The organism is Luteimonas granuli (genome assembly GCF_007795095.1).
In the GTDB taxonomy this organism is placed as follows: Bacteria; Pseudomonadota; Gammaproteobacteria; order Xanthomonadales; family Xanthomonadaceae; genus Luteimonas; species Luteimonas granuli.
Genome location: NZ_CP042218.1, coordinates 2,308,612 through 2,331,484, shown reverse-complemented (window position 1 = coordinate 2,331,484; position 22,873 = coordinate 2,308,612). Strand labels below are relative to the sequence as shown.

Here is a 22,873-nt window from a genome sequence, read left to right as displayed (position 1 = left end):
GCTCAGAGCACTTCGGGTGCGAGCGAGACGATCTTCATGAACTTCTCGGAGCGCAGCTCGCGGGTCACGGGCCCGAAGATGCGGGTGCCGATCGGCTCCTGCTTGTTGTTGAGCAGCACGGCGGCGTTGCCGTCGAAGCGGATCAGCGAGCCGTCGGCGCGACGCACGCCCTTGCGGGTGCGCACCACGACGGCGTCGTAGATCTCGCCCTTCTTGACCTTGCCGCGCGGAATGGCGTCCTTCACGGACACCTTGATGATGTCGCCGATGCCGGCGTAACGGCGCTTCGAGCCGCCCAGCACCTTGATGCACATCACTTCCTTGGCGCCGGAGTTGTCGGCCACGCCCAGGTGGCTCTGCATCTGGATCATTTCGGAGCCTCCTTATTCAGCCGCGCGCGCGACGATCTCGACGACGCGCCAGTTCTTGGTCTTGGACATCGGCGCGATCTCCACCACGCGGACGGTGTCGCCCTCGTTGCAGGAGTTGTCGGCGTCGTGCGCGTGCAGCTTGGTCGAGCGGCGGATGTACTTGCCGTACAGCGCGTGCTTGACCTGGCGCTCGACGAGCACCGTCACGGTCTTGTCCATCTTGTTGCTGACGACGCGGCCTTCGACCGTGCGCAGCTTCTTCTCGGTGTTTTCGGTCATGTCTGCCCGGTCCTTACTGCTTCGCGCCGAGGAGGGTGTTGACGCGAGCGATCTCGCGGCGCACCCGACGGGCGTCGTGGGTCTTGGCGAGCTGGCCGGTCGCCTTCTGCATGCGCAGCGAGAACTGCTCCTTCTGCAGCTCGAGCAGGTGCGCCTTCAGTTCGTCCGAAGACTTCTGGCGGAGTTCCTTGATGTCCATCAGCGCACCGTCCGGGTCACGAAAGTGGTGGTGACCGAAAGCTTGGCAGCGGCCAGGCGGAACGCCTCGCGCGCAGTCGCCTCGTCGACGCCCTCGATCTCGTAGATCATGCGGCCGGGCTGGATCTGGGCCACCCAGTACTCCACGTTGCCCTTGCCCGAGCCCATGCGGACCTCGATCGGCTTCTTGCTGATCGGCTTGTCCGGGAAGACACGGATCCACATCTTGCCACCGCGCTTCACATGGCGGCTGATGGCACGGCGGGCGGCTTCGATCTGGCGGGCAGTCAGCTGGCCGGTGGCCGTGGCCTTCAGGCCGTACTCGCCGAAGCTGACGGCGTTCGCGCTCCACGACAGGCCTTCGTTGCGGCCCTTGTGCATCTTGCGGTATTTGGTTCGCTTGGGTTGCAGCATGACTTAGTCCCTCGCCTCGCGATCACGGCGCGGGCCACGCGGGCGCTCGCGGTCACCGCGGTCGCCACGCTCGCCACGCGGCGAATCGTCCTGCTTCTCCTGGCCGACCTGGGCGAAGTCGAAGATCTCGCCCTTGTAGATCCAGGTCTTGATTCCGATGATGCCGTAGGTCGTGCGGGCCTCGGCGAAGCCGTAGTCGACGTCGGCGCGCAGCGTGTGCAGCGGCACGCGACCCTCGCGATACCACTCCGAGCGCGCGATCTCGGCGCCGTTAAGGCGGCCGGCCACGTTGACCTTGATGCCCAGCGCGCCCAGGCGCATCGCGTTGCCGACGGCGCGCTTCATCGCGCGGCGGAACATGATGCGGCGCTCGAGCTGCTGCGCGATCGACTCGGCGACCAGCTGCGCGTCGAGCTCGGGCTTGCGGACCTCGGTGACGTTGATGTGCGCCGGGACGCCCATCATCTGGCTCACTTCCTTGCGCAGCTTCTCGATGTCCTCGCCGCGCTTGCCGATCACCACGCCCGGGCGGGCGGTGTGGATGGTGACGCGGGCCGACTTCGACGGACGCTCGATCATGATCCGGCTGATACCGGCCGCGGCCAGCTTCTTGCGGAGCATGTCGCGGACCTTCAGGTCCGAGGCCAGGTACTCGGCGTATTCCTTCTTGCCGGCGTACCACTTCGAGTTCCAGTCCTTGGCGATGCCGAGGCGGATGCCGGTGGGGTGAACTTTGTGACCCATATGCTTACTTCCCCTCGCCGACAACGACGGTGATGTGGCTGGTGCGCTTGAGGATGCGCGTGCCGCGGCCCTTGGCGCGCGCCATGAAGCGCTTCAGCGTCGGGCCTTCGTCGACCATGATCGCCTTGACCCTGAGCTCGTCGACGTCGGCACCGAGATTGTTCTCGGCGTTCGACGTGGCCGAGTACACGACCTTGTAGATCATGTGCGCGGCCTTCTTGTCGCTGAACTTCAGCAGGTCGAGGGCGCGAGCGGCCGACAGGCCACGGACCTGGTCGGCGACCAGGCGCGCCTTCTGCGGGGAGATGCGCGCGGTGCGCAGGATTGCCTTCGCTTCCATCGTCATCTCCTCAACGCGACTTCTTGTCGCCGCCATGACCCTTGAAGGTCCTGGTCATGGCGAACTCGCCGAGCTTGTGGCCGACCATGTTCTCGTTGACGAGCACCGGAACGTGGTTGCGGCCGTTGTGCACGGCGATGGTGAAACCGACCATCTCGGGCAGCACCATCGAACGGCGCGACCAGGTCTTGATCGGGCGCTTGGTGTTGCCCGCCGCTTCCACCTTCTTGACGAGGTGGTGGTCGACGAACGGACCCTTCTTGAGTGAACGTGCCATGGTCGGTTAGCTCCTGCGGTCGCGCACGATGAACTGCTGCGTCCGCTTGTTGTGGCGGGTCTTGTAGCCCTTGGTCGGGACGCCCCACGGGGTGACCGGATGCGGGTTGCCCTGGCCGGCCTTGGCCTCGCCGCCGCCGTGCGGGTGGTCGACCGGGTTCATGGCGGCGCCGCGCACGGTCGGCTTGATGCCGCGCCAGCGCTTCGCGCCCGCCTTGCCCAGCTTCTGCAGGTTGTGTTCGACGTTGCCGACCTCGCCGATGGTCGCGCGGCATTCGGCCGGCACGCGGCGCATCTCGCCCGAACGCAGGCGGAGCGTGGCGTAGACGCCCTCGCGGGCCACCAGCTGCACGCCTGCGCCGGCGGCGCGGGCGAGCTGGGCGCCCTTGCCCGGCTTCATCTCGATGCAGTGCACGGTGGAACCCACCGGGATGTTGCGCAGCGGCAGGGTGTTGCCGGCACGGATCGGGGCGTCGTTGCCCGCGATCACCTGGTCGCCGGCCTTCAGGCCCTTCGGCGCGATGATGTAGCGGCGCTCGCCGTCGACGTAGACCAGCAGCGCGATGTGCGCGGTGCGGTTGGGGTCGTACTCGATCCGCTCCACGCGCGCCGGGATGCCTTCCTTGTCGCGCTTGAAGTCGATGATCCGGTAGTGCTGCTTGTGGCCACCGCCGATGTGGCGGGTGGTGATCCGGCCGTGGTGGTTGCGGCCGCCGCTCCTGCTCTGCTTCTCGACCAGCGGCGCGTACGGCGCACCCTTGTGCAGCTCCGGAGCGACCACGCGGACCGCGCTGCGGCGACCGGCGGAGGTGGGCTTGAATTTCATCAGTGGCATGGGGTCTTCCTCAGGCCTTGGCGTTCATGACGTCGATCGACTGGCCGTCGGCCAGCTTCACGTAGGCCTTGCGCCAGTCGCCGCGGCGACCCGCACGGTTGCGGAAGGACTTGTTCTTGCCCTTCACGTTGACCACGTTGACGGCCTCGACCTTGACGTCGAACAGCTTCTCGACCGCGAACTTGATGTCGGCCTTGGTGGCATCGGTCGACACTTCGAACGCGTACTGGTTGGACACTTCCTGCAGGCGCGCCGTCTTCTCGGACACGCGCGGCGCACGGATCAGTGCATAGAGCTTGGCGTCGTTCATGCCAGCCACTCCTCGATCTTCTTCACGGCGTCGGCGGTGACCAGCACGCTGTCGGCACCGACCAGCGAGACCGGGTCCAGGCCCTGCACGTCGCGGATCTCGACGTAGGGCAGGTTGCGCGCGGACAGGTACAGGTGCTCGGAAGCATCCTCGGTGACGATCAGCGGACGCCTTCCGAGGTCGAAGCCCTTGAGCTTCGCCACCAGGCCGCTGGTCTTCGTCTCTGCGACGTCGAAGGACTCGACGACCTGCAGCCGGCCCTGGCGGTTGAGCTCGGACAGGATCGCCGCCATCGCCGCGCGGTACATCTTGCGGTTGACCTTCTGGTCGAAGCTGCGCGGCTTGGCTGCGAACGTCACGCCGCCACCGACGAAGATCGGGGCCGTCAGTGCGCCATGACGCGCGCCGCCGCCCTTCTGCTTCTTCGACTTCTTGGTCGTGCCGTTCACTTCCGCGCGCGTCTTCTGCGCCTTGGTGCCGGCACGACCGGCGTTGCGGTACGCGACCACGACCTGGTGGACCAGGTCCTGGTTGAACTCGCGACCGAACACCACGTCCGAGACCGACATCTTGTTGCTGCTACCGGTGATAGAGAGTTCCATCGCCATCTCTCCTTATGCCTTGCTCGCGGGACGCACGATCACGTCTCCGCCCGGCGCGCCCGGAACCGCACCCTTGACGGCGATCAGGCCGCGCTCAGCGTCGACCCGGACCACCTCGAGGTTCTGCGTGCTCTGGCGGACGGCACCCATGTGACCGGCCATCTTCTTGCCCGGGAACACGCGGCCCGGCGTCTGGCGCTGGCCGATCGAGCCCGGCGTGCGGTGCGACAGCGAGTTGCCGTGCGTCGCGTCGCCCATGCTGAAGTTCCAGCGCTTGACCGTGCCCTGGAAGCCCTTGCCCTTGGTCACGCCCTGGACGTCGACCATCTGGCCCACTTCGAAGATGTCGGCCTTCACTTCACCGCCAACCTCGAAGCCGCCGATCTGGTCGTCGGCAACGCGGAATTCCCAAAGGCCACGACCCGCCTCGACCTTGGCCTTGGCCAGATGGCCGGCCTCGGGCTTGTTCACCAGCACGGCGCGCTTGCTGCCGACGGCGACCTGCACGGCGCTGTAGCCGTCGGTCTCGCTGGTCTTCACCTGGGTGATGCGGTTTGGGGTGGCTTCGATCAGGGTCACCGGGATGGACTGGCCGTCCTCGGTGAACACCCGGCTCATGCCGGCCTTGCGACCGACGATACCCAGCGAATGCTTCTTCGCAGTCATGTCAGCGGCCTCAGGTCAGCTTGATCTGGACGTCGACGCCGGCCGCGAGCTCGAGCTTCATCAGCGCGTCCACGGTCTTGTCGTTGGGGTCGACGATGTCGAGCACGCGCTTGTGCGTGCGGGTTTCGTACTGGTCACGCGCATCCTTGTCGACGTGCGGCGACGTCAGGATGGTGTAACGCTCGATCTTGGTCGGCAGGGGGATCGGGCCGCGCACCTGGGCGCCCGTCCGCTTGGCCGTTTCGACGATCTCGCTGGCCGAACGGTCGATCAGTCGATGATCGAACGCCTTCAGCCGGATCCGGATCTTTTGGTCCGCCATGACGGAATTCCTTCGTTTAAAGAGCGACAGGCCCGCGGCTGGGTGCGCGGAACCCCATTGGATTCAATGACTTCCCGGGACATCGACCCTGCGTCCCAGGAAACCTTCCCTGCAAAAAACGCGGCAGGCCGGTCACCCGGCCCGCCCAGACGGAGAAGCGAACGCGACGATTCCCCTGGTCCGCTGGGTTCCCGAAAATCTTCGGGAGGGACCGGGGTACTGCCGCGCGACGTGTTCCCTGTCTGGCGAAGACGAGGCGCATCCTGCACCTCATTTCGCAGTTCCGGCGAAAGCCCTGAAGGGTTCCGCCGAAGTGGTCAGCGATTATAGCGGCTTCCCAGGACGAAGCACAACCCCGGAAAAGCAAAAAAACCGTCGGCCGCAGGCCGATGGTCCCGTCGGCGTTATCCGGCCCGCCCTGGGCGGACCGGATCAACGGCGACCCGTATCACGACGGCCAGGGGCCGTCGGGGATACGCGACCTTACTTGATGATCTTGGCGACGACGCCCGCGCCGACCGTACGGCCGCCCTCGCGGATCGCGAAGCGCAGACCCTCGTCCATCGCGATCGGGTTGATCAGCTGGACCACCATCTTCACGTTGTCGCCCGGCATCACCATCTCCACGCCTTCCGGCAGGGTCACGGCACCGGTGATGTCGGTGGTACGGAAGTAGAACTGCGGGCGGTAGCCCTTGAAGAACGGCGTGTGGCGGCCGCCCTCGTCCTTCGACAGCACGTACACCTCGGCCTCGAACTCGGTGTGCGGGGTGATCGAACCCGGCTTCGCCAGCACCTGGCCGCGCTCGACGTCGTCACGCTTGGTGCCGCGCAGCAGCAGACCCGCGTTGTCGCCCGCCTGGCCCTGGTCCAGCAGCTTGCGGAACATCTCCACGCCGGTGACCGTGGTCTTCTGGGTCGGGCGGATACCGACGATCTCGATTTCCTCGCCCACCTTGATCACGCCGCGCTCGATGCGGCCGGTCACCACCGTGCCGCGACCCGAGATCGAGAACACGTCTTCCACCGGCATCAGGAACGCCTTGTCCACGTCGCGCTGCGGCTCCGGGATCCAGGTGTCCAGCGCGTCCACCAGCTGGATGATCGCCGGAACGCCGATCTCCGACTGGTCGCCTTCCAGCGCCTTCAGCGCCGAACCCTTGATGATCGGGGTGTCGTCGCCCGGGAAGTCGTACTTCGACAGCAGCTCGCGCACTTCCATCTCGACGAGCTCCATCAGCTCGGCGTCGTCGACCATGTCGGCCTTGTTCAGGAACACCACGATGTACGGCACGCCGACCTGACGGGCCAGCAGGATGTGCTCGCGCGTCTGCGGCATCGGGCCGTCCGCGGCCGAGCACACCAGGATCGCGCCGTCCATCTGCGCCGCACCGGTGATCATGTTCTTGACGTAGTCGGCGTGGCCCGGGCAGTCGACGTGCGCGTAGTGGCGCGTCGGGCTCTCGTACTCCACGTGCGAGGTCGAGATCGTGATGCCGCGGGCCTTCTCTTCCGGCGCCTTGTCGATCGCGTCGTAGGCGTGGAACTCGCCACCGAAACGCTCCGCACCGATCTTCGTCAGCGCCGCCGTCAGCGTCGTCTTGCCGTGGTCCACGTGACCGATCGTGCCCACGTTCACGTGGGGCTTGGTGCGCTCGAACTTACCCTTGGCCATGATTGCAGTCTCTCGAAAGTTGGTTGGTCTGGTTGCCGTCGCCGGCGCCGGTTACTTCTTCTTCACCACTTCGTCGGCGATGTTCGCCGGCGCTTCCGCGTAATGGTCGAACTCCATGGTGAAGGTCGCGCGGCCCTGCGACATCGAGCGCAGGCTGGTGGCGTAGCCGAACATCTCGCCCAGCGGGATCATCGCGTTGATGATCTTGCCCGAGGGGCTGTCGTCCTGGCCCTGGAGGATGCCGCGGCGGCGGCTCACGTCGCCCATCACGTCGCCCAGGTAGTCCTCGGGGCTGACGATCTCGACCTTCATGATCGGCTCGAGCAGCACCGGACTGGCCCTGCTGAAGCCCTCCTTGAAACCCATCGAGCCGGCGATCTTGAACGCCATTTCCGACGAGTCGACCTCATGGTACGAACCGTCGTACAGCTTCACCTTGACGTCCACGATCGGATAGCCGGCGAGGATGCCGTTGGCGACCGCCTCCTGGATGCCCTTGTCGACGGCCGGGATGTACTCCTTCGGCACCACGCCGCCGACGATCGCGTTCTCGAACTCGTAGCCGGCACCCGGCTCCTGCGGCGAGATCTCGAGCCAGACGTGGCCGAACTGGCCCTTGCCGCCCGACTGGCGGACGAACTTGCCTTCGGACTTGACCGTCTTGCGGATGGTCTCCCGGTACGCGACCTGCGGCTTGCCGACGTTGGCCTCGACGTTGAACTCGCGCTTCATGCGGTCGACGATGATGTCCAGGTGCAGCTCGCCCATGCCGGCGATGATGGTCTGCCCGGACTCCTCGTCGGTGCGGACGCGGAACGAGGGATCTTCCTGCGCCAGGCGGCCGAGGGCGACGCCCATCTTCTCCTGGTCGGACTTGGTCTTCGGCTCGACGGCCATCGAGATGACCGGCTCCGGGAAGACCATGCGCTCGAGCACGATCGGATGCTCCTGCGAGCACAGCGTGTCACCGGTGGTGACGTCCTTCAGGCCGACGGCCGAGGCGATGTCGCCGGCCAGCACTTCCTTGATTTCTTCGCGGTTGTTGGAGTGCATCTGCAGCAGGCGGCCGATACGCTCCTTCTTGCCCTTGACCGAGTTCAGCACCTGGTCGCCGGCGTTGAGCTTGCCGGAGTAGACGCGGAAGAAGGTCAGCGAGCCGACAAAGGGGTCGGTGATGATCTTGAACGCCAGCGCCGAGAACGGAGCGTCATCGCTGGACTCGCGGGTGAGCTCCTTCGACTCGTCGTCGACGTCGGTGCCGCGCACGGACGGCACGTCCACCGGCGAGGGCAGCAGCTTCACGACGCCGTCGAGCATCGCCTGGACGCCCTTGTTCTTGAACGCCGAGCCGCAGAACATCGGCACGATCTCGGTGGCCAGGGTGCGCGTGCGCAGGCCGTCGATGATCTCCTCCTCGGTCAGCTCGCCCGACTCGAGGTACTTGTCCATCAGCGCCTCGTTGGCCTCGGCGGCGGACTCGACCATGAACGCGCGCGCCTCGTTGGCCTGGTCGACCAGGTCGGCGGGGATGTCCCGGTACTCGAAGCTCAGGCCGTGGTTCGAGCTGTCCCAGTGGATCGCCTTCATCTTCAGCAGGTCGACCACGCCCTCGAAGTTGTCCTCGGCCCCGACCGGGATCTGCATCGGCACGGCCACCGCGCCCAGGCGGGTCTTCAGCTGGTCGCGGACCTTGAAGAAGTTGGCGCCGGTGCGGTCCATCTTGTTGACGAACGCGATGCGCGGCACGTGGTACTTGTTGGCCTGGCGCCACACCGTCTCCGACTGCGGCTGGACGCCGCCGACCGCGCAGAGCACGAACACGGCGCCGTCGAGCACGCGCAGCGAGCGCTCCACCTCGATGGTGAAGTCGACGTGGCCGGGGGTGTCGATGATGTTGGAAGCGGTGCTCGGGCAGATCCTTGTTCATGCCCTTCCAGAACGCGGTCGTGGCCGCGGACTGGATCGTGATGCCGCGCTCCTGCTCCTGCTCCATCCAGTCCATGGTGGCCGAACCGTCGTGGGTCTCTCCCAGCTTGTGGCTCTTGCCGGTGTAGAACAGGATGCGCTCGGACGTGGTGGTCTTGCCGGCATCGATGTGGGCCATGATGCCGAAGTTGCGGTAGCGGTCGATGGGAGTGGTGCGGGCCACGGCGGTCTCTCTGTATTTTTTGTCCACTGACGCGGACTTGCGGAATGGTTCCGGATGGCCGAATGCCGCCCTGCGGCGGCACCCGGCTACGCGATCATCTGGCCGGCGGCAGGCGCCGGCCGGGCGCCGTTACCAGCGGTAGTGGGCGAAGGCCTTGTTGGCCTCGGCCATGCGATGGGTCTCTTCGCGCTTCTTGATCGCGCCGCCGCGGTTCTCGGAGGCGTCGATCAGCTCGGCGGCGAGCTTGCGCGGCATGCTGTTCTCGCCGCGCTTGCGGGCGGAGTCGATCAGCCAGCGCATCGCCAGCGCCATGCGGCGGGACGCGCGCACCTCGACCGGCACCTGGTAGGTGGCGCCACCGACGCGGCGGGACTTCACCTCGACCGACGGCGAGATGTTGCCGAGCGCCTTCTCGACGACCTCGAGCGGATTCGGATTCCTCTCGCCGATGACGTCCATGGCGCCGTACACGATCTTCTCGGCGACCGACTTCTTGCCGCTGTACATCACCATGTTGATGAAGCGGGCGATGGTCTCGCTGCCGTGCTTCGGGTCGGGCAGCACGGAGCGCTGCGGGGTGTTTCCTTTACGCGACATTGTTCTTGTGCCTTTTCAGTATCTGTTCGAAGGGCGGGAAAGGACCGGAATCAGCCCTTCGGACGCTTTGCGCCGTACTTGGAACGGGCCTGCTTGCGCTTGGCGACGCCGGCGGCGTCGAGCGAGCCGCGGACGGTGTGGTAACGCACGCCCGGCAGGTCCTTGACGCGGCCTCCACGGATCAGCACAACCGAGTGCTCCTGCAGGTTGTGGCCCTCGCCACCGATGTAGGAGATGACCTCGTAGCCGTTGGTCAGGCGCACCTTGGCGACCTTGCGCAGGGCCGAGTTCGGCTTCTTCGGCGTGGTCGTGTACACGCGGGTGCAGACGCCGCGGCGCTGCGGGCAGTTCTGCAGCGCGGGCGAGTTGCTCTTGTAGGTTTCCGGGCTGCGCGGCTTGCGCACAAGCTGGTTGATCGTTGCCATCGGTGTCGGTCTTCTGCTCCGGGCACGCGGCCCGCTGTTGGGTTGTAACGGGCCTGGGCCCGGCTCGGTGGCGGGCCCGGGAGGACCTGCCGGCCGCACGTCCAGGTTCCGTGCGCGAAAACTAAAGGCAGGCGGAATCAACCCGGCCTGCCGAGACGGAAAAGTATAGCCGGCGCCGACGACAAGCGTCAACGCCGCCCAGGACCCGGCAGGCGGCACCCCGGCGTCCGGGGCGCGGCCTGGGCCGCAGTCATCTTTCCCGCCCTTCCTGGGCCGAACACGAAGCGCCTCCCTGGCACCTCATTTCGGGATCTGGGACGGTCCCCGGAGGGACCGTCACTGACTTGGATCAGCCTTCCGCGCCCCCGTCCAGGGAAGCATCGCTCCCCTCGACCGGCGCGGCTTCCGCGACCCGGGACTCGCCCGCGGTCACCGCGGACAGGGTCTCCATCTCGGACTCTGTCAGCCCCGAGGCGTTCTTGCGGCGCTGCGTATGGTACGCCAGGCCGGTGCCTGCCGGGATCAGGCGGCCGACGATGACGTTCTCCTTGAGGCCGCGCAGGCTGTCGCGGGTGCCGCGAACGGCGGCCTCGGTCAGCACGCGGGTGGTCTCCTGGAAGGAGGCAGCGGAGATGAACGACTCGGTCGCCAGCGACGCCTTGGTGATGCCCAGCAACACCGGATTGAAGTGCACCGGCAGCTCGCTCCTGGCGTTGAGCTTCGCATTCTCCTCGATCACGCGCTGGCGCTCGGCCTGTTCGCCGTTGAGGAACCTGCTGTCGCCGGCGTCGGTGATCTCCACCTTGCGCAGCATCTGGCGAATGATCACCTCGATGTGCTTGTCGTTGATCTTCACGCCCTGCAGGCGATAGACGTCCTGGATTTCCTTGGTCAGGTACGACGCCAGCTCCTCGACACCCTTCAGGCGCAGGATGTCCTGCGGGCTCGGCTCGCCGTCCACCACGGTCTCGCCCTTCTCCACGTGCTCGCCCTCGAACACGATGATCTGGCGGTACTTCGGGATCAGCTCCTCGTGGTCGTCGCCATCCACGCCCTTGATGATCAGGCGCTGCTTGCCCTTGGTGTCCTTGCCGAAGCTGACGACGCCCGACTTCTCGGCCAGGATCGCCGGGTCCTTGGGCTTGCGGGCCTCGAACAGGTCGGCCACGCGCGGCAGGCCGCCGGTGATGTCGCGGGTCTTGGAGGCTTCCTGCGGGATCTTGGCGACCACGTCGCCCACGCCAACCGGATCGCCGTCCTGCATGTTCACCACCGAGCGCGGCGGCAGCAGGTACTGCGCGGGAAGGTCGGTGCCGGGGATGTTGAGGTCCTCGCCGGACTTGGCGTCGACGATGCGGATCAGCGGGCGCAGGTCCTTGCCCTGCGAGCCGCGACGCTTGGGATCGGTGATCTCGCGCGAGGCCAGGCCGGTCAGCTCGTCGGTCTTCTCGATCACGGTGATGCCGTCGACGAAGTCGACGAAGCGCACCACGCCCTTCACTTCCGACACGATCGGGTGGTTGTGCGGATCCCAGGTGGCGACCGTCTGGCCGGCCTTGACCGACATTCCGTCCTTGGCGTTGATCGTCGCACCGTAGGGCAGCTTGTAGCGCTCGCGCTCGCGGCCGTGCTGGTCGAGCACCGAGATCTCGCCGGAACGCGACACGCCCACCAGATGACCGTCGGAGTGCGCGACCGACTTGACGTTGTTGAACTTGACCGAACCGGTGGTCTTCACCGTCACGTTGTCGATCGCAGCCGCTCGCGAAGCCGCGCCACCGATGTGGAACGTACGCATGGTCAGCTGGGTGCCGGGCTCGCCGATCGACTGCGCGGCAACCACGCCCACGGCTTCGCCGAGGTTGACCAGGTGGCCGCGGCCAAGGTCGCGACCGTAGCAGTGCGCGCAGACGCCGAAGGACGACTCGCAGGTGATGGTCGAGCGGACCTGGATGGCCTGCACGCCGGCATCCTCGAGCTTCTGCACCCAGGCTTCGTCGAGCAGTGTGTTGCGGGTCACCACCGGCTCCTCGTCGTCGCCGGGCAGGAACACGTCCTCGGCCACGATGCGGCCCAGCACGCGATCCTTCAGCGGCTCGACCACGTCACCGCCTTCCACGATCGGGGTCATGGTCAGACCGTCGTGGGTGCCGCAGTCGGTCTCGGTGATCACCACGTCCTGGGCGACGTCGACCAGGCGGCGGGTCAGGTAGCCGGAGTTCGCGGTCTTCAGCGCGGTGTCCGCGAGGCCCTTTCGGGCGCCGTGGGTCGAGATGAAGTATTGCTGGACGTTCAGGCCCTCGCGGAAGTTCGAGGTGATCGGGGTCTCGATGATCGAGCCGTCGGGCTTGGCCATCAGGCCGCGCATGCCGGCCAGCTGGCGGATCTGCGCCTGCGAACCACGGGCGCCCGAGTCGGCCATGATGTAGACCGAGTTCATCGACTTCTGCTCGACCTGCTCGCCCTTGGCGTTGGTGACCACCTCTGTGCCGATGGTCTTCATCATCGCCTGCGCGACGCGCTCGTTGGTGCGCGACCAGATGTCGACCACCTTGTTGTAGCGCTCGCCCGCGGTCACCAGACCCGACTGGTACTGCTGCTGGATCTCCAGCACCTCGGTCTCGGCCTCGGCGAGGATGCCCTTCTTCTCCTCGGGGATGATCATGTCGTCGATGCCGATCGACACGCCGGCGCGCGTGGCGTACGCGAAACCGGTGTACATCAGCTTGTCGGCGAACACGACCGTGTCCTTCAGCCCCAGCATGCGGTAGCAGGAGTTGATCAGGCGGCTGATGTTCTTCTTGTTGAGTTCGGTGTTGGCCAGCGCGAAGGGCAGGCCCTCCGGCAGGATCTCGGCCAGCAGCGCGCGCCCGACCGTGGTGTCCACGATCGAGGTCTTCCCCGTGCGGTTCCCGGCCTCGTCGATCAGCGTCTCGCTGATGCGCACCTTGACCTTGGCGTGCAGGCCCACGGCCTTGTTGTCATAGGCGCGCTTGACCTCGGCCACGTTGGCGAAGGCCATGCCTTCGCCCGTGCTGTTCTCCAGCGCGCGGGTCATGTAGTACAGGCCCAGCACCACGTCCTGCGAGGGCACGATGATCGGCTCGCCGTTGGCGGGCGAAAGGATGTTGTTCGACGACATCATCAGCGCGCGCGCCTCCAGCTGGGCCTCGAGGCTCAGCGGGACGTGCACGGCCATCTGGTCGCCGTCGAAGTCGGCGTTGAACGCGGTGCAGACCAGCGGGTGCAGCTGGATCGCCTTGCCCTCGATCAGCACCGGCTCGAACGCCTGGATGCCCAGGCGGTGCAGGGTCGGTGCGCGGTTGAGCAGCACCGGATGCTCGCGGATCACCTCTTCGAGGATGTCCCAGACCTCCGCCTCTTCGCGCTCGACGAGCTTCTTGGCCGCCTTGATGGTGGTGGCCAGGCCGCGGCGCTGCAGCTTGGCGAAGATGAAGGGCTTGAACAGCTCCAGGGCCATCTTCTTCGGCAGGCCGCACTCGTGCAGGCGCAGGGTCGGGCCGACCACGATGACCGAACGGCCCGAATAGTCGACGCGCTTGCCGAGCAGGTTCTGGCGGAACCGGCCCTGCTTGCCCTTGATCATGTCGGCCAGCGACTTGAGCGGGCGCTTGTTGGTGCCGGTGATGGCGCGGCCGCGACGGCCGTTGTCCATCAGCGCATCCACCGACTCCTGCAGCATGCGCTTCTCGTTGCGCACGATGATGTCGGGCGCGTTGAGTTCGAGCAGGCGGCGCAGGCGGTTGTTGCGGTTGATGACGCGGCGGTACAGGTCGTTCAGGTCCGAAGTCGCGAAGCGGCCGCCGTCCAGCGGCACCAGCGGGCGCAGGTCCGGCGGCAGCACCGGCAGCACGGTCATGACCATCCACTCGGGACGGTTGCCCGACTCGATGAACGCTTCCACGAGCTTGATGCGCTTGGTGAGGCGCTTGAGCTTGGTCTCGGAGCCGGTGGCGGCGATCTCCTCCTTGAGCTTCACCATCTCGGCCTGCAGGTCGATCGTACGCAGCAGATCGAACACGGCCTCGGCGCCCATCGCGGCGTCGAAGTCGTCCTGGTGCTCCTGGCGCATCTGCATGTACTGCTCTTCGTTGAGCAGCTGGCCGCGCTCCAGCGGGGTCAGGCCCGGCTCGGTGACCACGAAGGCCTCGAAGTACAGGATGCGCTCGATGTCGCGCAGGGTCATGTCGAGCATCAGGCCGATGCGCGAGGGCAGCGACTTGAGGAACCAGATGTGCGCGGTGGGGCTGGCCAGGTCGATGTGACCCATGCGCTCGCGGCGCACCTTGGCCAGGGTGACCTCGGTGCCGCACTTCTCGCAGACCACGCCGCGGTGCTTCATGCGCTTGTACTTGCCGCACAGGCACTCGTAGTCCTTCACCGGCCCGAAGATGGCGGCGCAGAACAGGCCGTCGCGCTCGGGCTTGAAGGTCCGGTAGTTGATGGTCTCGGGCTTCTTCACTTCGCCGAACGACCACGAACGGATCAGGTCGGGCGAGGCCAGCGCGATCTTGATCGCGTCGAAGTCGAGCGTCGGGCGCTGCTGGTTGAACAGGTTCAGAAGGTCTTTCATGAGTTTCTCCGGGATCGGGAATCGAGGACGGGGCTGCGGTGCTCACCGGTGGCGGGCGCGACTCGCGCGGCCCGCCCCGGGCTGCGTCCTCAGTTCTCTTCCAGCTCCATGTTGATCGCGAGCGAGCGGATTTCCTTGACCAGCACGTTGAAGGACTCGGGCATGCCCGCGACCATCTCGTGTTCGCCGTCGACGATGTTCTTGTACATCTGGTTGCGGCCCTGCACGTCGTCGGACTTCACCGTCAGCATCTCCTGCAGGGTGTAGGCCGCGCCGTAGGCTTCCAGCGCCCAGACTTCCATCTCGCCGAAGCGCTGGCCGCCGAACTGCGCCTTTCCGCCCAGCGGCTGCTGGGTGACGAGCGAGTACGGACCGGTCGAGCGCGCGTGCATCTTGTCGTCGACCAGGTGGTTGAGCTTCAGCATGTGCATGTAGCCCACGGTCACCTTGCGCTCGAAGGCATCTCCGGTGCGGCCGTCGTACAGCTGCGCCTGGCCGCTGGTCGGCAGGTCGGCGAGCTCGAGCATGTGCTTGATCTCGGCCTCCGCCGCGCCGTCGAACACCGGGGTGGCCATCGGCACGCCGCTGGTCAGGTTCCGCGCCAGCTCCAACAGCTCCCCGTCGGAGAACTGCTTGAGGTCGACGCGCTGGCCGTGCAGCTTGTTGTCGTGGTTGTAGATCTGGTCGAGGAACTTGCGCAGGTCGGCCACCTTGGCCTGGGCCTGCAGCATGCGGTCGATCTTCTCGCCCAGGCCCTTGGCCGCCCAGCCCAGGTGAACCTCGAGGATCTGGCCGATGTTCATCCGGCTCGGCACGCCCAGCGGGTTCAGGACGATGTCGACCGTCTGGCCGTCGGCCATGTAGGGCATGTCCTCCACCGGGACGATGGTCGACACCACACCCTTGTTGCCGTGGCGGCCGGCCATCTTGTCGCCCGGCTGGATGCGGCGCTTCACCGCCAGGTAGACCTTGACCATCTTCAGCACGCCCGGCGCGAGGTCGTCGCCCTGGGTGATCTTGCCGCGCTTGTCCTGGAACCGGCGCTCGAACTCCTCCTCGTGCACCTGGATCTGCTTGGCGGCGCGCTCGATCGCGTCGGCGGCGTCGTCGTCCTTCATGCGCAGCTGCAGCCAGTCGGACTTCTTCAGGCCGTCGAGCACCAGCGAGGACACGGTGTCGCCCTTCTTCACGCCCGGGCCACCGTTGGCGACCTTGCCCAGCAGCTGCTCGCGCAGGCGGGCGTAGATCGCCGACTCGAGGATCCGGAACTGGTCGTCGAAGTCCTTCTTGACGCGCTTGATCTCGGACTCTTCGATCTGCTTGGCGCGCTTGTCCTTCTCGATGCCGTCGCGGGTGAAGACCTGCACGTCGATGACAGTGCCGTCCATGCCCGGCGGCACGCGCAGCGAGCTGTCCTTCACGTCGGACGCCTTCTCGCCGAAGATCGCGCGCAGCAGCTTCTCCTCGGGGGTCAGCTGGCTCTCGCCCTTGGGCGTGACCTTGCCGACCAGGATGTCGCCGGCACGGACCTCGGCGCCGATGTACACCACGCCGGACTCGTCGAGGCGGTTGAGCGCGCTCTCGGAGACGTTCGGGATGTCGGCCGAGATTTCCTCAGGGCCGAGCTTGGTGTCGCGGGCGACCGCGGTCAGCTCCTCGATGTGGATCGTGGTGTAGCGGTCCTCCTTGACGACGCGCTCCGACAGCAGGATCGAGTCCTCGAAGTTGTAGCCGTTCCAGGGCATGAACGCGACCAGCATGTTCTGGCCCAGGGCCAGCTCGCCGATGTCGGTCGAGGGCCCGTCGGCCAGCACGTCGCCGCGCGCCACCACGTCGCCCACCTTCACCAGCGGGGTCTGGTTGATGCAGGTGTTCTGGTTGGAGCGGGTGTACTTGATCAGGTTGTAGATGTCGACGCCGGCGTCGGTCTCGCCCGAGATCTCGTCGTCGAAGACCTTGACCACCACGCGGCCGGCGTCGATCTGCTCGACCACGCCGCCGCGGCGCGCATTCACCGTCACGCCCGAGTCGCGCGCCACGGCGCGCTCGATGCCGGTGCCGACCAGCGGCTTCTCGCTCTTCAGCGTCGGCACGGCCTGGCGCTGCATGTTGGCGCCCATCAGGGCGCGGTTGGCGTCGTCGTGCTCGAGGAAGGGCACCAGCGCGGCCGCCACCGACACGGTCTGCATCGGCGAGACGTCCATGTAGTCGATCTCGCTCGGCGGCTTCAGCAGGTTTTCGCCCTGGAAGCGGCAGGCGACGAACGGAGCGTCCAGCCTGCCCTTCTCGTCCTGCGGCGCGTTCACCTGCGCGATGACGTACTCGTTCTCCTCGATCGCGGAGAGGAACTCGACTTCGTCGGTGACCTTGCCATCCACGACCTTGCGGTACGGCGTCTCGAGGAAGCCGTAGTCGTTGGTGCGCGCGAACACGGCCAGGGAGTTGATCAGGCCGATGTTCGGGCCTTCCGGCGTCTCGATCGTGCAGACGCGTCCGTAGTGGGTCGGATGGACGTCGCGCACCTCGAAGCCCGCGCGCTCGCGGGTCAGGCCGCCCGGGCCGAGCGCAGAGACGCGGCGCTTGTGGGTGACCTCGGACAGCGGATTGTTCTGGTCCATGAACTGCGACAGCTGCGACGAACCGAAGAACTCCTTCACCGCCGCCGCGACCGGCTTGGCGTTGATCAGCTCCTGCGGGGTCAGGCCATCGGCTTCGGCCATGGTCAGGCGCTCGCGCACGGCGCGCTCGACGCGCACCAGGCCGACGCGGAACACGTTCTCGGCCATCTCGCCCACCGAACGCACGCGACGGTTGCCGAGGTGGTCGATGTCGTCCACCACCCCGCGGCCGTTGCGGATCTCGGTCAGCACCTTGAGCACGTCGAGGATGTCGGAGCTGTCTCCGCACTGCTCGCGCAGGCGCGCCGAATCGTCGTCCTTGCGCTCGGAGAAGTACTTGGCGTCATAGAGCACCGGCGCGCCCGTGGTCTCCTTGCGGCCGATGCGGCGGTTGAACTTCATCCGGCCCACGGCGGACAGGTCGTAGCGCTCGAAGGTGAAGAACAGGTTGTGGAACAGGTTCTGCGCGGCGTCCTTGGTCGGCGGCTCGCCGGGGCGCATCATGCGGTAGATCTCGACCAGGGCCTCGAGCTGGGTCCGGGTCGGGTCGATGCGCAGGGTGTTGGACAGGTAGGGGCCGCGATCGAGGTCGTTGATCCAGATCGTGCCCACGTGGTCGACGCCGGCCTTGCGCAGCGCCTCCAGCATCTCGTCGGTGATCTCGTCGTTGGCCGAGGCGATGAGCTCGCCCGTCGCGGCGTCGACCACGTCATGCGACAGGATGCGGCCGACGAGGTACGCATCGGGCACGGCCAGCGCCTCGATGCCGGAATCGACCAGCTGCTTGACGTGGCGCGCCGTGATGCGGCGCCCGGCCTCGACGATCACGCGGTCGCCGTCGGCCAGGTCGAAGTCCAGGGTTTCGCCGCGCAGGCGCTCGGGCACCAGCGCCAGCTGCACGCCTTCCTCGGGATCGATGTGGAAGTGGTTGATCTCGAAGAATTCGTGGAGCATCTCCTCGTTGGAGTAGCCCAGCGCACGCAGCAGCACGCTGACCGGCAGCTTGCGGCGGCGGTCGATGCGGGTGAACAGCGCGTCCTTGGGGTCGAACTCGAAGTCGAGCCAGGAACCGCGGTAAGGGATGATGCGGGCGCTGTACAGCAGCTTGCCCGAGCTGTGGGTCTTGCCGCGGTCGTGGTCGAAGAACACGCCCGGCGAGCGGTGCAGCTGGGAGACGATGACGCGCTCGGTGCCGTTGACGATGAAGGTGCCGTTCTCGGTCATGAGCGGGATCTCGCCCATGTAGACCTCCTGCTCCTTCACGTACTTGATGGCCTTCGACGACGACTCGCGGTCGTAGATCACCAGACGCACGGTCACGCGCAGCGGGGCGCCGTAGCTGAGGCCGCGATTGCGGCACTCGCGCTCGTCGAACACCGGGTCGCCGAGCTTGTAGCCGACGTACTCCAGCGCCGCGTAGCCGTTGTAGCTGGTGATCGGGAACACGGACTTGAGGGCGGCGTGCAGGCCCCGGTCCTCGCGGCGCGCCGGATCCCTGTCGGCCTGCAGGAACTCGCGGTACGAGTCGACCTGGATGGCGAGCAGGAACGGCACTTCGAGGATCGAACGGCGCTTGCCGAAGTCCTTGCGGATGCGCTTCTTCTCGGTGAACGAATACATCGTCGTCATGGGGAGCTACCGCCTTTGGCATCTGCGGGCCGCGCGTGGCGCGACCCAGGGGGAACGATGAACCGCCAGTTGGAAGTTGCTGGTATTGCCGGCACCAGCACGCCTTCTCCCGCCACTTCCAACTGCCGACTCGGTGTCGGTTCTACATCAGGCCGCTACAACGGCCGAAGGCCGGGGGCTTTCGCCCCCAGCCCCGGTGGTCGCCGGTCACACTGGCGACGCGACAACGCTTACTTGACTTCGACCGTGGCGCCGGCCGCTTCCAGGTCCTTCTTGATCTTCTCGGCGTCTTCCTTCGAAGCGCCTTCCTTCACGAGGCCACCGGCCTCGGTCAGGTCCTTGGCTTCCTTCAGGCCCAGGCCGGTGATCGCGCGGACCACCTTGATGACCTCGACCTTCTTCTCGCCGGCCGACTTCAGGGTGACGTTGAACTCGGTCTGCTCTTCGACGGGAGCGGCGGCGGCGGCCGGGCCAGCGGCCACGGCGACCGGGGCGGCGGCGGACACGCCGAACTTCTCTTCCATCGCCTTGACCAGCTCCATCACCTCGACGAGGGTCTTGCTGCTGATCGCTTCGATGATCTGCTCGTTGGAAAGGGACATCTCGATACCTCTGGTTATCTAATGTTGGAAAACGTCTGTGGTCGGCTGTCGACCGAACTGTTGCCTCAGGCGGCCTTCTGCTGGCCGACCGCGTTGGTGACGCGGGCGACCTGCGAGGCCGGCTCGGCCAGCACGCGCACCAGCATGGTGGCGGGCTGGACCATGACGCTGAGCAGCATCGACAGCGCCTGGTCGCGGGTCGGGAGCGAAGCCAGGACATCCACGTGGGTGCCCGGGTACTTCTGCCCGCCGATCGCCACGAGGCGCGGCTTCAGCTTGTCGTTCGCCTTGGCGAACTCCTTGATCAGGCGTCCGGCGGCGCCGGGGTCTTCCTTCGAGAAGGCGTACAGCAGGGGACCGGTCAGCTCGTCCTGGACGATGGCGTAATCGGTGTTCTCAACTGCACGCGAGACCAGCGTGTTCTTCGCGACCTTCAGGTACACGCCTTCGGCGCGCGCCTGCTTGCGCATGCTGGTCAGCTGCTCGACGGTCAGGCCCGCGTACTCCGCGGCAACCAGCGAGTGCGCCGATGCGGCGACCTCGGCCAGTTCGGCAACGACTTCCTTCTTCTGGTTCAGATTCAGAGCCATTGCATTCCTCCGTACTTCGCAATCCGGTCAGGCGCATCCGCACCGGACCGGTCCTGGGCGACACCGGTCCTTCGGTGCCGGGGACGCCGCGAGCGGCATCCCGTTGGTGGCCGTTTTCCGTCTGGATCGATGAAGCCTTGATCTTTGGGAGGGTCGGCAACCATCTGCGCAGGCCCGTCCCCGCTCGCGCGGTTCGAGGATTAAGCGACCTGCCCGGGCAACGACGGCGATTCCATGCCAGTTCGAGCATCCCTGCCCGTCGTCGTTGCCGCGCAGGCCGCGCCTGCGGTCTTTGACGGCTTCGCGTCCGGCCCGGAGGCCCTCGGCGACGCCCTCAAAACCTTGATTACTTGAGCGACAGCGTCGACTGGTCGACGGTGACGCCGGGGCCCATCGTCGAGCTGACCGAGATCTTCTGCAGGTACTGGCCCTTGGCGGTGGCCGGCTTGGCCTTCACCAGGTCCGCCAGAAGCGCCTGCAGGTTCTCCTTCAGGCGCTCGGCCTCGAAGTCGGCCTTGCCGATGGTGCAGTGGATGATGCCGGCCTTGTCGGTGCGGTAGCGGACCTGGCCGCCCTTGGCGTTCTTGACCGCCTCGCCCGGGTTCGGCGACACGGTGCCGACCTTCGGGTTGGGCATCAGGCCGCGCGGGCCGAGCAGGGTGCCGAGCTTGCCGACGACGCGCATGGCGTCCGGGGTGGCGATCACGACGTCGTAGCTGAGGTCGCCGGCCTGCATCTTCTCGGCCAGGTCGTCCATGCCCACGGCGTCGGCGCCGGCGGCCAGGGCCTCGTCGGCCTTGGCGCCCGCGGGGGCGAACACGGCCACGCGCACGCTCTTGCCGGTGCCCTGGGGCAGCACGGTCGAGCCGCGGACCTGCTGGTCCGACTTGCGGGCGTCGACACCCAGGCGCACGGCCACGTCGACGGCCTCGACGAACTTGGCCTTGCTGTTGTCCTTGACGATCTTCAGCGCTTCGTCAATGGCATAGGCCTTGCCCGGAACGGTCGCGGCCCTGATGTTCTTCTGTCGCTTGGTCTGTGCCATGGTCTCAGCCCTCCACCGCCAGGCCCATCGAGCGGGCGGAGCCCTCGATGGTACGTACCGCCGCGTCCAGGTCGGCCGCCGTGAGGTCGGCCTCCTTCATCTTCGCGATCTCCTCCAGCTGGGCGCGGGTGACCTTGCCCACCTTCTCGGTGTTCGGGCGCTTGGAGCCGGACTGCACGCCGGCAGCCTTCTTCAGCAGCACCGCGGCCGGGGTCGACTTGGTGATGAAGGTGAAGGTGCGGTCGGAGTACGCGGTGATGATGACCGGCGTCGGCAGGCCCGGCTCGAGCTTCTGCGTGGCGGCGTTGAACGCCTTGCAGAACTCCATGATGTTCAGGCCGCGCTGGCCGAGGGCAGGACCCACCGGCGGCGACGGGTTCGCCTGCCCGGCCTTGACCTGCAGCTTGATGTAACCGACTACTTTCTTTGCCATTGTCCTCTCCGGGTGCGAACGCCTGTCAGGCTCCCCATCGGGCCGGGAATGAACACGCGTCCCGGTATCGCGTCGTCACGCGCAAAGGCCGCCAGGGCGGCGGCCAGTGCGTTCTGCCCGGAATCCGGGCGGGAAGCCGCGTACTGTAGCAGCTTCCGGGGTTCCCCGCCAAGGGGCGCGGCGTCAGGCCTTCTCGACCTGCCCGAACTCCAGCTCGACCGGCGTGGAGCGACCGAAGATGAGCACGGCCACGCGCAGGCGGCTCTTCTCGTAGTTGACTTCCTCGACCACGCCGTTGAAGTCGTTGAAGGGGCCGTCGATGACCCTGACCATCTGGCCGGCCTCGAACAGGACCTTCGGACGCGGCTTCTCGACACCTTCCTGGACGCGGGCGAGGATGGCATCGGCCTCGTCGTCGCGGATCGGCAGCGGCTGGGCGGCGGTGCCGCCGATGAAGCCCATGACCTTCGGGGTTTCCTTGACCAGGTGCCAGCTCTCGCTGTCCATCCGCGGGATCCCGCCTTCGTCGCGGGTCGCGATCTGGACGAGGACGTAGCCGGGGAAGAACTTGCGCTCGGAACGGCGCTTCTGGCCGGAGCGCATTTCGATCACTTCCTCGGTCGGCACCATCACGTCGCCGAACTTCTCCTCCATACCCATGCGCGCGATGCGGTCACGCAGCGCCTGGGCCACCGACTTCTCGAAGCCGGAATAGGCGTGTACCACGTACCAGCGCTTGGTGATTTCGCTTTCCATCGACTTGAAGAGCCTCCGTCAGTTGCCGAGCAGCAGGCGGATGGCCCACTGGATGACCAGGTCCATGCCCGCCAGCAGCAGGCTGATGATCACCACGACCAGCATGACGACCCAGCTCATGCGCATGGCTTCCTGGCGGGTGGGCCAGACCACCTTGCGCAGTTCGAAGCGCGCTTCGGACAGGAATTCGCGCGTCTGCAGGCCCCTGGCACTGGTCAGGAAGACCACCAGCGCGGCGGCCGCGCCTCCGATCACGGCCAGCACGCGCAGCGGCATCGGCCACTGCCCCTCGAACCAGTAGAACGCGACCAGCCCGCCGACCAGCAGCAGGGCAGCGACCACGTACTTGGCGATGTCGCCCGCCGAAGCCTGGTTCCTCGTGTGTTCGACCCTGCTGTTCAAGT

Annotated in this window: 23 protein-coding genes and 1 pseudogene; all 24 read right to left on the bottom strand. The window is 66.6% G+C overall.

Going from position 1 to position 22,873, the window contains the following annotated elements; all coding sequences use genetic code 11:
• Nucleotides 1–2: 2 nt before the first annotated feature.
• Nucleotides 3–371, bottom strand: coding sequence for a 50S ribosomal protein L14 (gene rplN, locus FPZ22_RS10780; RefSeq protein WP_144892871.1), 369 nt, complete (start codon nt 369–371; stop codon nt 3–5).
• A 12-nt stretch (nt 372–383) separates the two neighbouring features.
• A complete protein-coding gene (gene rpsQ, locus FPZ22_RS10775; protein WP_144892869.1) occupies nt 384–650 on the bottom strand; it encodes a 30S ribosomal protein S17 in 267 nt (88 codons plus the stop codon).
• 13 nt (nt 651–663) lie between these two features.
• Nucleotides 664–849 (bottom strand): 50S ribosomal protein L29, encoded by a 186-nt coding sequence (gene rpmC / locus FPZ22_RS10770; protein WP_133000743.1) that lies wholly within the window; start codon nt 847–849, stop codon nt 664–666.
• Nucleotides 849–1,262 (bottom strand): 50S ribosomal protein L16, encoded by a 414-nt coding sequence (gene rplP / locus FPZ22_RS10765; RefSeq protein WP_144892867.1) that lies wholly within the window; start codon nt 1,260–1,262, stop codon nt 849–851. Before rplP ends, rpmC begins: the two co-directional genes overlap by 1 nt.
• 3 nt (nt 1,263–1,265) lie before the next feature.
• Nucleotides 1,266–2,006, bottom strand: a complete 741-nt coding sequence (gene rpsC, locus FPZ22_RS10760; protein ID WP_144892865.1) for a 30S ribosomal protein S3 — start codon at nt 2,004–2,006, stop codon at nt 1,266–1,268.
• 4 nt (nt 2,007–2,010) lie between these two features.
• On the bottom strand, nt 2,011–2,346 hold the full coding sequence (rplV, locus tag FPZ22_RS10755; RefSeq protein WP_144892863.1) for a 50S ribosomal protein L22: 336 nt from the start codon (nt 2,344–2,346) through the stop codon (nt 2,011–2,013).
• A 10-nt stretch (nt 2,347–2,356) separates the two neighbouring features.
• Nucleotides 2,357–2,623 (bottom strand): 30S ribosomal protein S19, encoded by a 267-nt coding sequence (gene rpsS / locus FPZ22_RS10750; RefSeq protein ID WP_144892861.1) that lies wholly within the window; start codon nt 2,621–2,623, stop codon nt 2,357–2,359.
• Nucleotides 2,624–2,629: 6 nt separating this feature from the next.
• Complete coding sequence (gene rplB / locus FPZ22_RS10745; protein ID WP_144892859.1) at nt 2,630–3,457, bottom strand: 50S ribosomal protein L2; 828 nt, start codon at nt 3,455–3,457, stop codon at nt 2,630–2,632.
• A 10-nt stretch (nt 3,458–3,467) separates the two neighbouring features.
• Nucleotides 3,468–3,767 carry a 50S ribosomal protein L23 gene (gene rplW, locus FPZ22_RS10740; RefSeq protein ID WP_144892857.1) on the bottom strand — a complete coding sequence of 100 codons (300 nt, stop codon included), beginning with the start codon at nt 3,765–3,767 and terminating at the stop codon, nt 3,468–3,470.
• The gene (gene rplD / locus FPZ22_RS10735) at nt 3,764–4,369 is read right to left on the bottom strand and encodes a 50S ribosomal protein L4 (protein ID WP_144892855.1); all 606 of its coding nucleotides are present in this window, start codon (nt 4,367–4,369) and stop codon (nt 3,764–3,766) included. Before rplD ends, rplW begins: the two co-directional genes overlap by 4 nt.
• Before the next feature lie 12 nt (nt 4,370–4,381).
• The gene (rplC, locus tag FPZ22_RS10730; RefSeq protein ID WP_144892853.1) at nt 4,382–5,035 is read right to left on the bottom strand and encodes a 50S ribosomal protein L3; all 654 of its coding nucleotides are present in this window, start codon (nt 5,033–5,035) and stop codon (nt 4,382–4,384) included.
• A gap of 10 nt (nt 5,036–5,045) precedes the next feature.
• Entirely contained in the window at nt 5,046–5,357 is a 312-nt protein-coding gene (gene rpsJ / locus FPZ22_RS10725; protein WP_024891232.1) for a 30S ribosomal protein S10, read from the bottom strand.
• 483 nt (nt 5,358–5,840) lie between these two features.
• Complete coding sequence (gene tuf / locus FPZ22_RS10720; protein ID WP_144892832.1) at nt 5,841–7,031, bottom strand: elongation factor Tu; 1,191 nt, start codon at nt 7,029–7,031, stop codon at nt 5,841–5,843.
• Between the two features lie 51 nt (nt 7,032–7,082).
• Nucleotides 7,083–9,180: pseudogene (fusA, locus tag FPZ22_RS10715) on the bottom strand (elongation factor G).
• Between the two features lie 129 nt (nt 9,181–9,309).
• Nucleotides 9,310–9,777: a 30S ribosomal protein S7 gene (rpsG, locus tag FPZ22_RS10710; protein ID WP_144892851.1), complete on the bottom strand. Its 468-nt coding sequence runs from the start codon at nt 9,775–9,777 to the stop codon at nt 9,310–9,312.
• Between the two features lie 50 nt (nt 9,778–9,827).
• Entirely contained in the window at nt 9,828–10,202 is a 375-nt protein-coding gene (rpsL, locus tag FPZ22_RS10705) for a 30S ribosomal protein S12 (RefSeq protein WP_144892849.1), read from the bottom strand.
• A 349-nt stretch (nt 10,203–10,551) separates the two neighbouring features.
• Entirely contained in the window at nt 10,552–14,796 is a 4,245-nt protein-coding gene (rpoC, locus tag FPZ22_RS10700; RefSeq protein ID WP_144892847.1) for a DNA-directed RNA polymerase subunit beta', read from the bottom strand.
• Nucleotides 14,797–14,885: 89 nt separating this feature from the next.
• Complete coding sequence (gene rpoB, locus FPZ22_RS10695) at nt 14,886–19,043, bottom strand: DNA-directed RNA polymerase subunit beta (protein ID WP_144892845.1); 4,158 nt, start codon at nt 19,041–19,043, stop codon at nt 14,886–14,888.
• A 230-nt stretch (nt 19,044–19,273) separates the two neighbouring features.
• Nucleotides 19,274–19,645 (bottom strand): 50S ribosomal protein L7/L12, encoded by a 372-nt coding sequence (gene rplL, locus FPZ22_RS10690; RefSeq protein ID WP_144892843.1) that lies wholly within the window; start codon nt 19,643–19,645, stop codon nt 19,274–19,276.
• Between the two features lie 65 nt (nt 19,646–19,710).
• Nucleotides 19,711–20,235, bottom strand: a complete 525-nt coding sequence (gene rplJ / locus FPZ22_RS10685; protein WP_144892841.1) for a 50S ribosomal protein L10 — start codon at nt 20,233–20,235, stop codon at nt 19,711–19,713.
• A 346-nt stretch (nt 20,236–20,581) separates the two neighbouring features.
• Nucleotides 20,582–21,280, bottom strand: coding sequence for a 50S ribosomal protein L1 (rplA, locus tag FPZ22_RS10680; protein WP_144892839.1), 699 nt, complete (start codon nt 21,278–21,280; stop codon nt 20,582–20,584).
• 4 nt (nt 21,281–21,284) lie between these two features.
• Nucleotides 21,285–21,713, bottom strand: a complete 429-nt coding sequence (gene rplK / locus FPZ22_RS10675; protein ID WP_144892837.1) for a 50S ribosomal protein L11 — start codon at nt 21,711–21,713, stop codon at nt 21,285–21,287.
• Nucleotides 21,714–21,896: 183 nt separating this feature from the next.
• Complete coding sequence (gene nusG / locus FPZ22_RS10670; RefSeq protein ID WP_144892836.1) at nt 21,897–22,469, bottom strand: transcription termination/antitermination protein NusG; 573 nt, start codon at nt 22,467–22,469, stop codon at nt 21,897–21,899.
• 18 nt (nt 22,470–22,487) lie between these two features.
• Nucleotides 22,488–22,871 (bottom strand): preprotein translocase subunit SecE, encoded by a 384-nt coding sequence (secE, locus tag FPZ22_RS10665; RefSeq protein WP_144892834.1) that lies wholly within the window; start codon nt 22,869–22,871, stop codon nt 22,488–22,490.
• Nucleotides 22,872–22,873 lie beyond the last annotated feature (2 nt).

Bases quoted from the DNA above. Each gene is read 5' to 3' on its own strand.
- rpsS (WP_144892861.1), bottom strand. From the start codon at position 2,623: ATGGCACGTTCACTCAAGAAGGGTCCGTTCGTCGACCACCACCTCGTC.
- rplW (WP_144892857.1), bottom strand. From the start codon at position 3,767: ATGAACGACGCCAAGCTCTATGCACTGATCCGTGCGCCGCGCGTGTCC.
- rplB (WP_144892859.1), bottom strand. From the start codon at position 3,457: ATGCCACTGATGAAATTCAAGCCCACCTCCGCCGGTCGCCGCAGCGCG.
- rplL (WP_144892843.1), bottom strand. From the start codon at position 19,645: ATGTCCCTTTCCAACGAGCAGATCATCGAAGCGATCAGCAGCAAGACC.
- rpsC (WP_144892865.1), bottom strand. From the start codon at position 2,006: ATGGGTCACAAAGTTCACCCCACCGGCATCCGCCTCGGCATCGCCAAG.
- rplP (WP_144892867.1), bottom strand. From the start codon at position 1,262: ATGCTGCAACCCAAGCGAACCAAATACCGCAAGATGCACAAGGGCCGC.
- rpsG (WP_144892851.1), bottom strand. From the start codon at position 9,777: ATGTCGCGTAAAGGAAACACCCCGCAGCGCTCCGTGCTGCCCGACCCG.
- rplN (WP_144892871.1), bottom strand. From the start codon at position 371: ATGATCCAGATGCAGAGCCACCTGGGCGTGGCCGACAACTCCGGCGCC.
- rplK (WP_144892837.1), bottom strand. From the start codon at position 21,713: ATGGCAAAGAAAGTAGTCGGTTACATCAAGCTGCAGGTCAAGGCCGGG.
- rpoC (WP_144892847.1), bottom strand. From the start codon at position 14,796: ATGAAAGACCTTCTGAACCTGTTCAACCAGCAGCGCCCGACGCTCGAC.
- tuf (WP_144892832.1), bottom strand. From the start codon at position 7,031: ATGGCCAAGGGTAAGTTCGAGCGCACCAAGCCCCACGTGAACGTGGGC.
- rpsQ (WP_144892869.1), bottom strand. From the start codon at position 650: ATGACCGAAAACACCGAGAAGAAGCTGCGCACGGTCGAAGGCCGCGTC.
- rpsJ (WP_024891232.1), bottom strand. From the start codon at position 5,357: ATGGCGGACCAAAAGATCCGGATCCGGCTGAAGGCGTTCGATCATCGA.
- nusG (WP_144892836.1), bottom strand. From the start codon at position 22,469: ATGGAAAGCGAAATCACCAAGCGCTGGTACGTGGTACACGCCTATTCC.
- rpmC (WP_133000743.1), bottom strand. From the start codon at position 849: ATGGACATCAAGGAACTCCGCCAGAAGTCTTCGGACGAACTGAAGGCG.
- rplJ (WP_144892841.1), bottom strand. From the start codon at position 20,235: ATGGCTCTGAATCTGAACCAGAAGAAGGAAGTCGTTGCCGAACTGGCC.
- rplV (WP_144892863.1), bottom strand. From the start codon at position 2,346: ATGGAAGCGAAGGCAATCCTGCGCACCGCGCGCATCTCCCCGCAGAAG.
- rplC (WP_144892853.1), bottom strand. From the start codon at position 5,035: ATGACTGCGAAGAAGCATTCGCTGGGTATCGTCGGTCGCAAGGCCGGC.
- rplA (WP_144892839.1), bottom strand. From the start codon at position 21,280: ATGGCACAGACCAAGCGACAGAAGAACATCAGGGCCGCGACCGTTCCG.
- rpoB (WP_144892845.1), bottom strand. From the start codon at position 19,043: ATGACGACGATGTATTCGTTCACCGAGAAGAAGCGCATCCGCAAGGAC.
- rplD (WP_144892855.1), bottom strand. From the start codon at position 4,369: ATGGAACTCTCTATCACCGGTAGCAGCAACAAGATGTCGGTCTCGGAC.
- rpsL (WP_144892849.1), bottom strand. From the start codon at position 10,202: ATGGCAACGATCAACCAGCTTGTGCGCAAGCCGCGCAGCCCGGAAACC.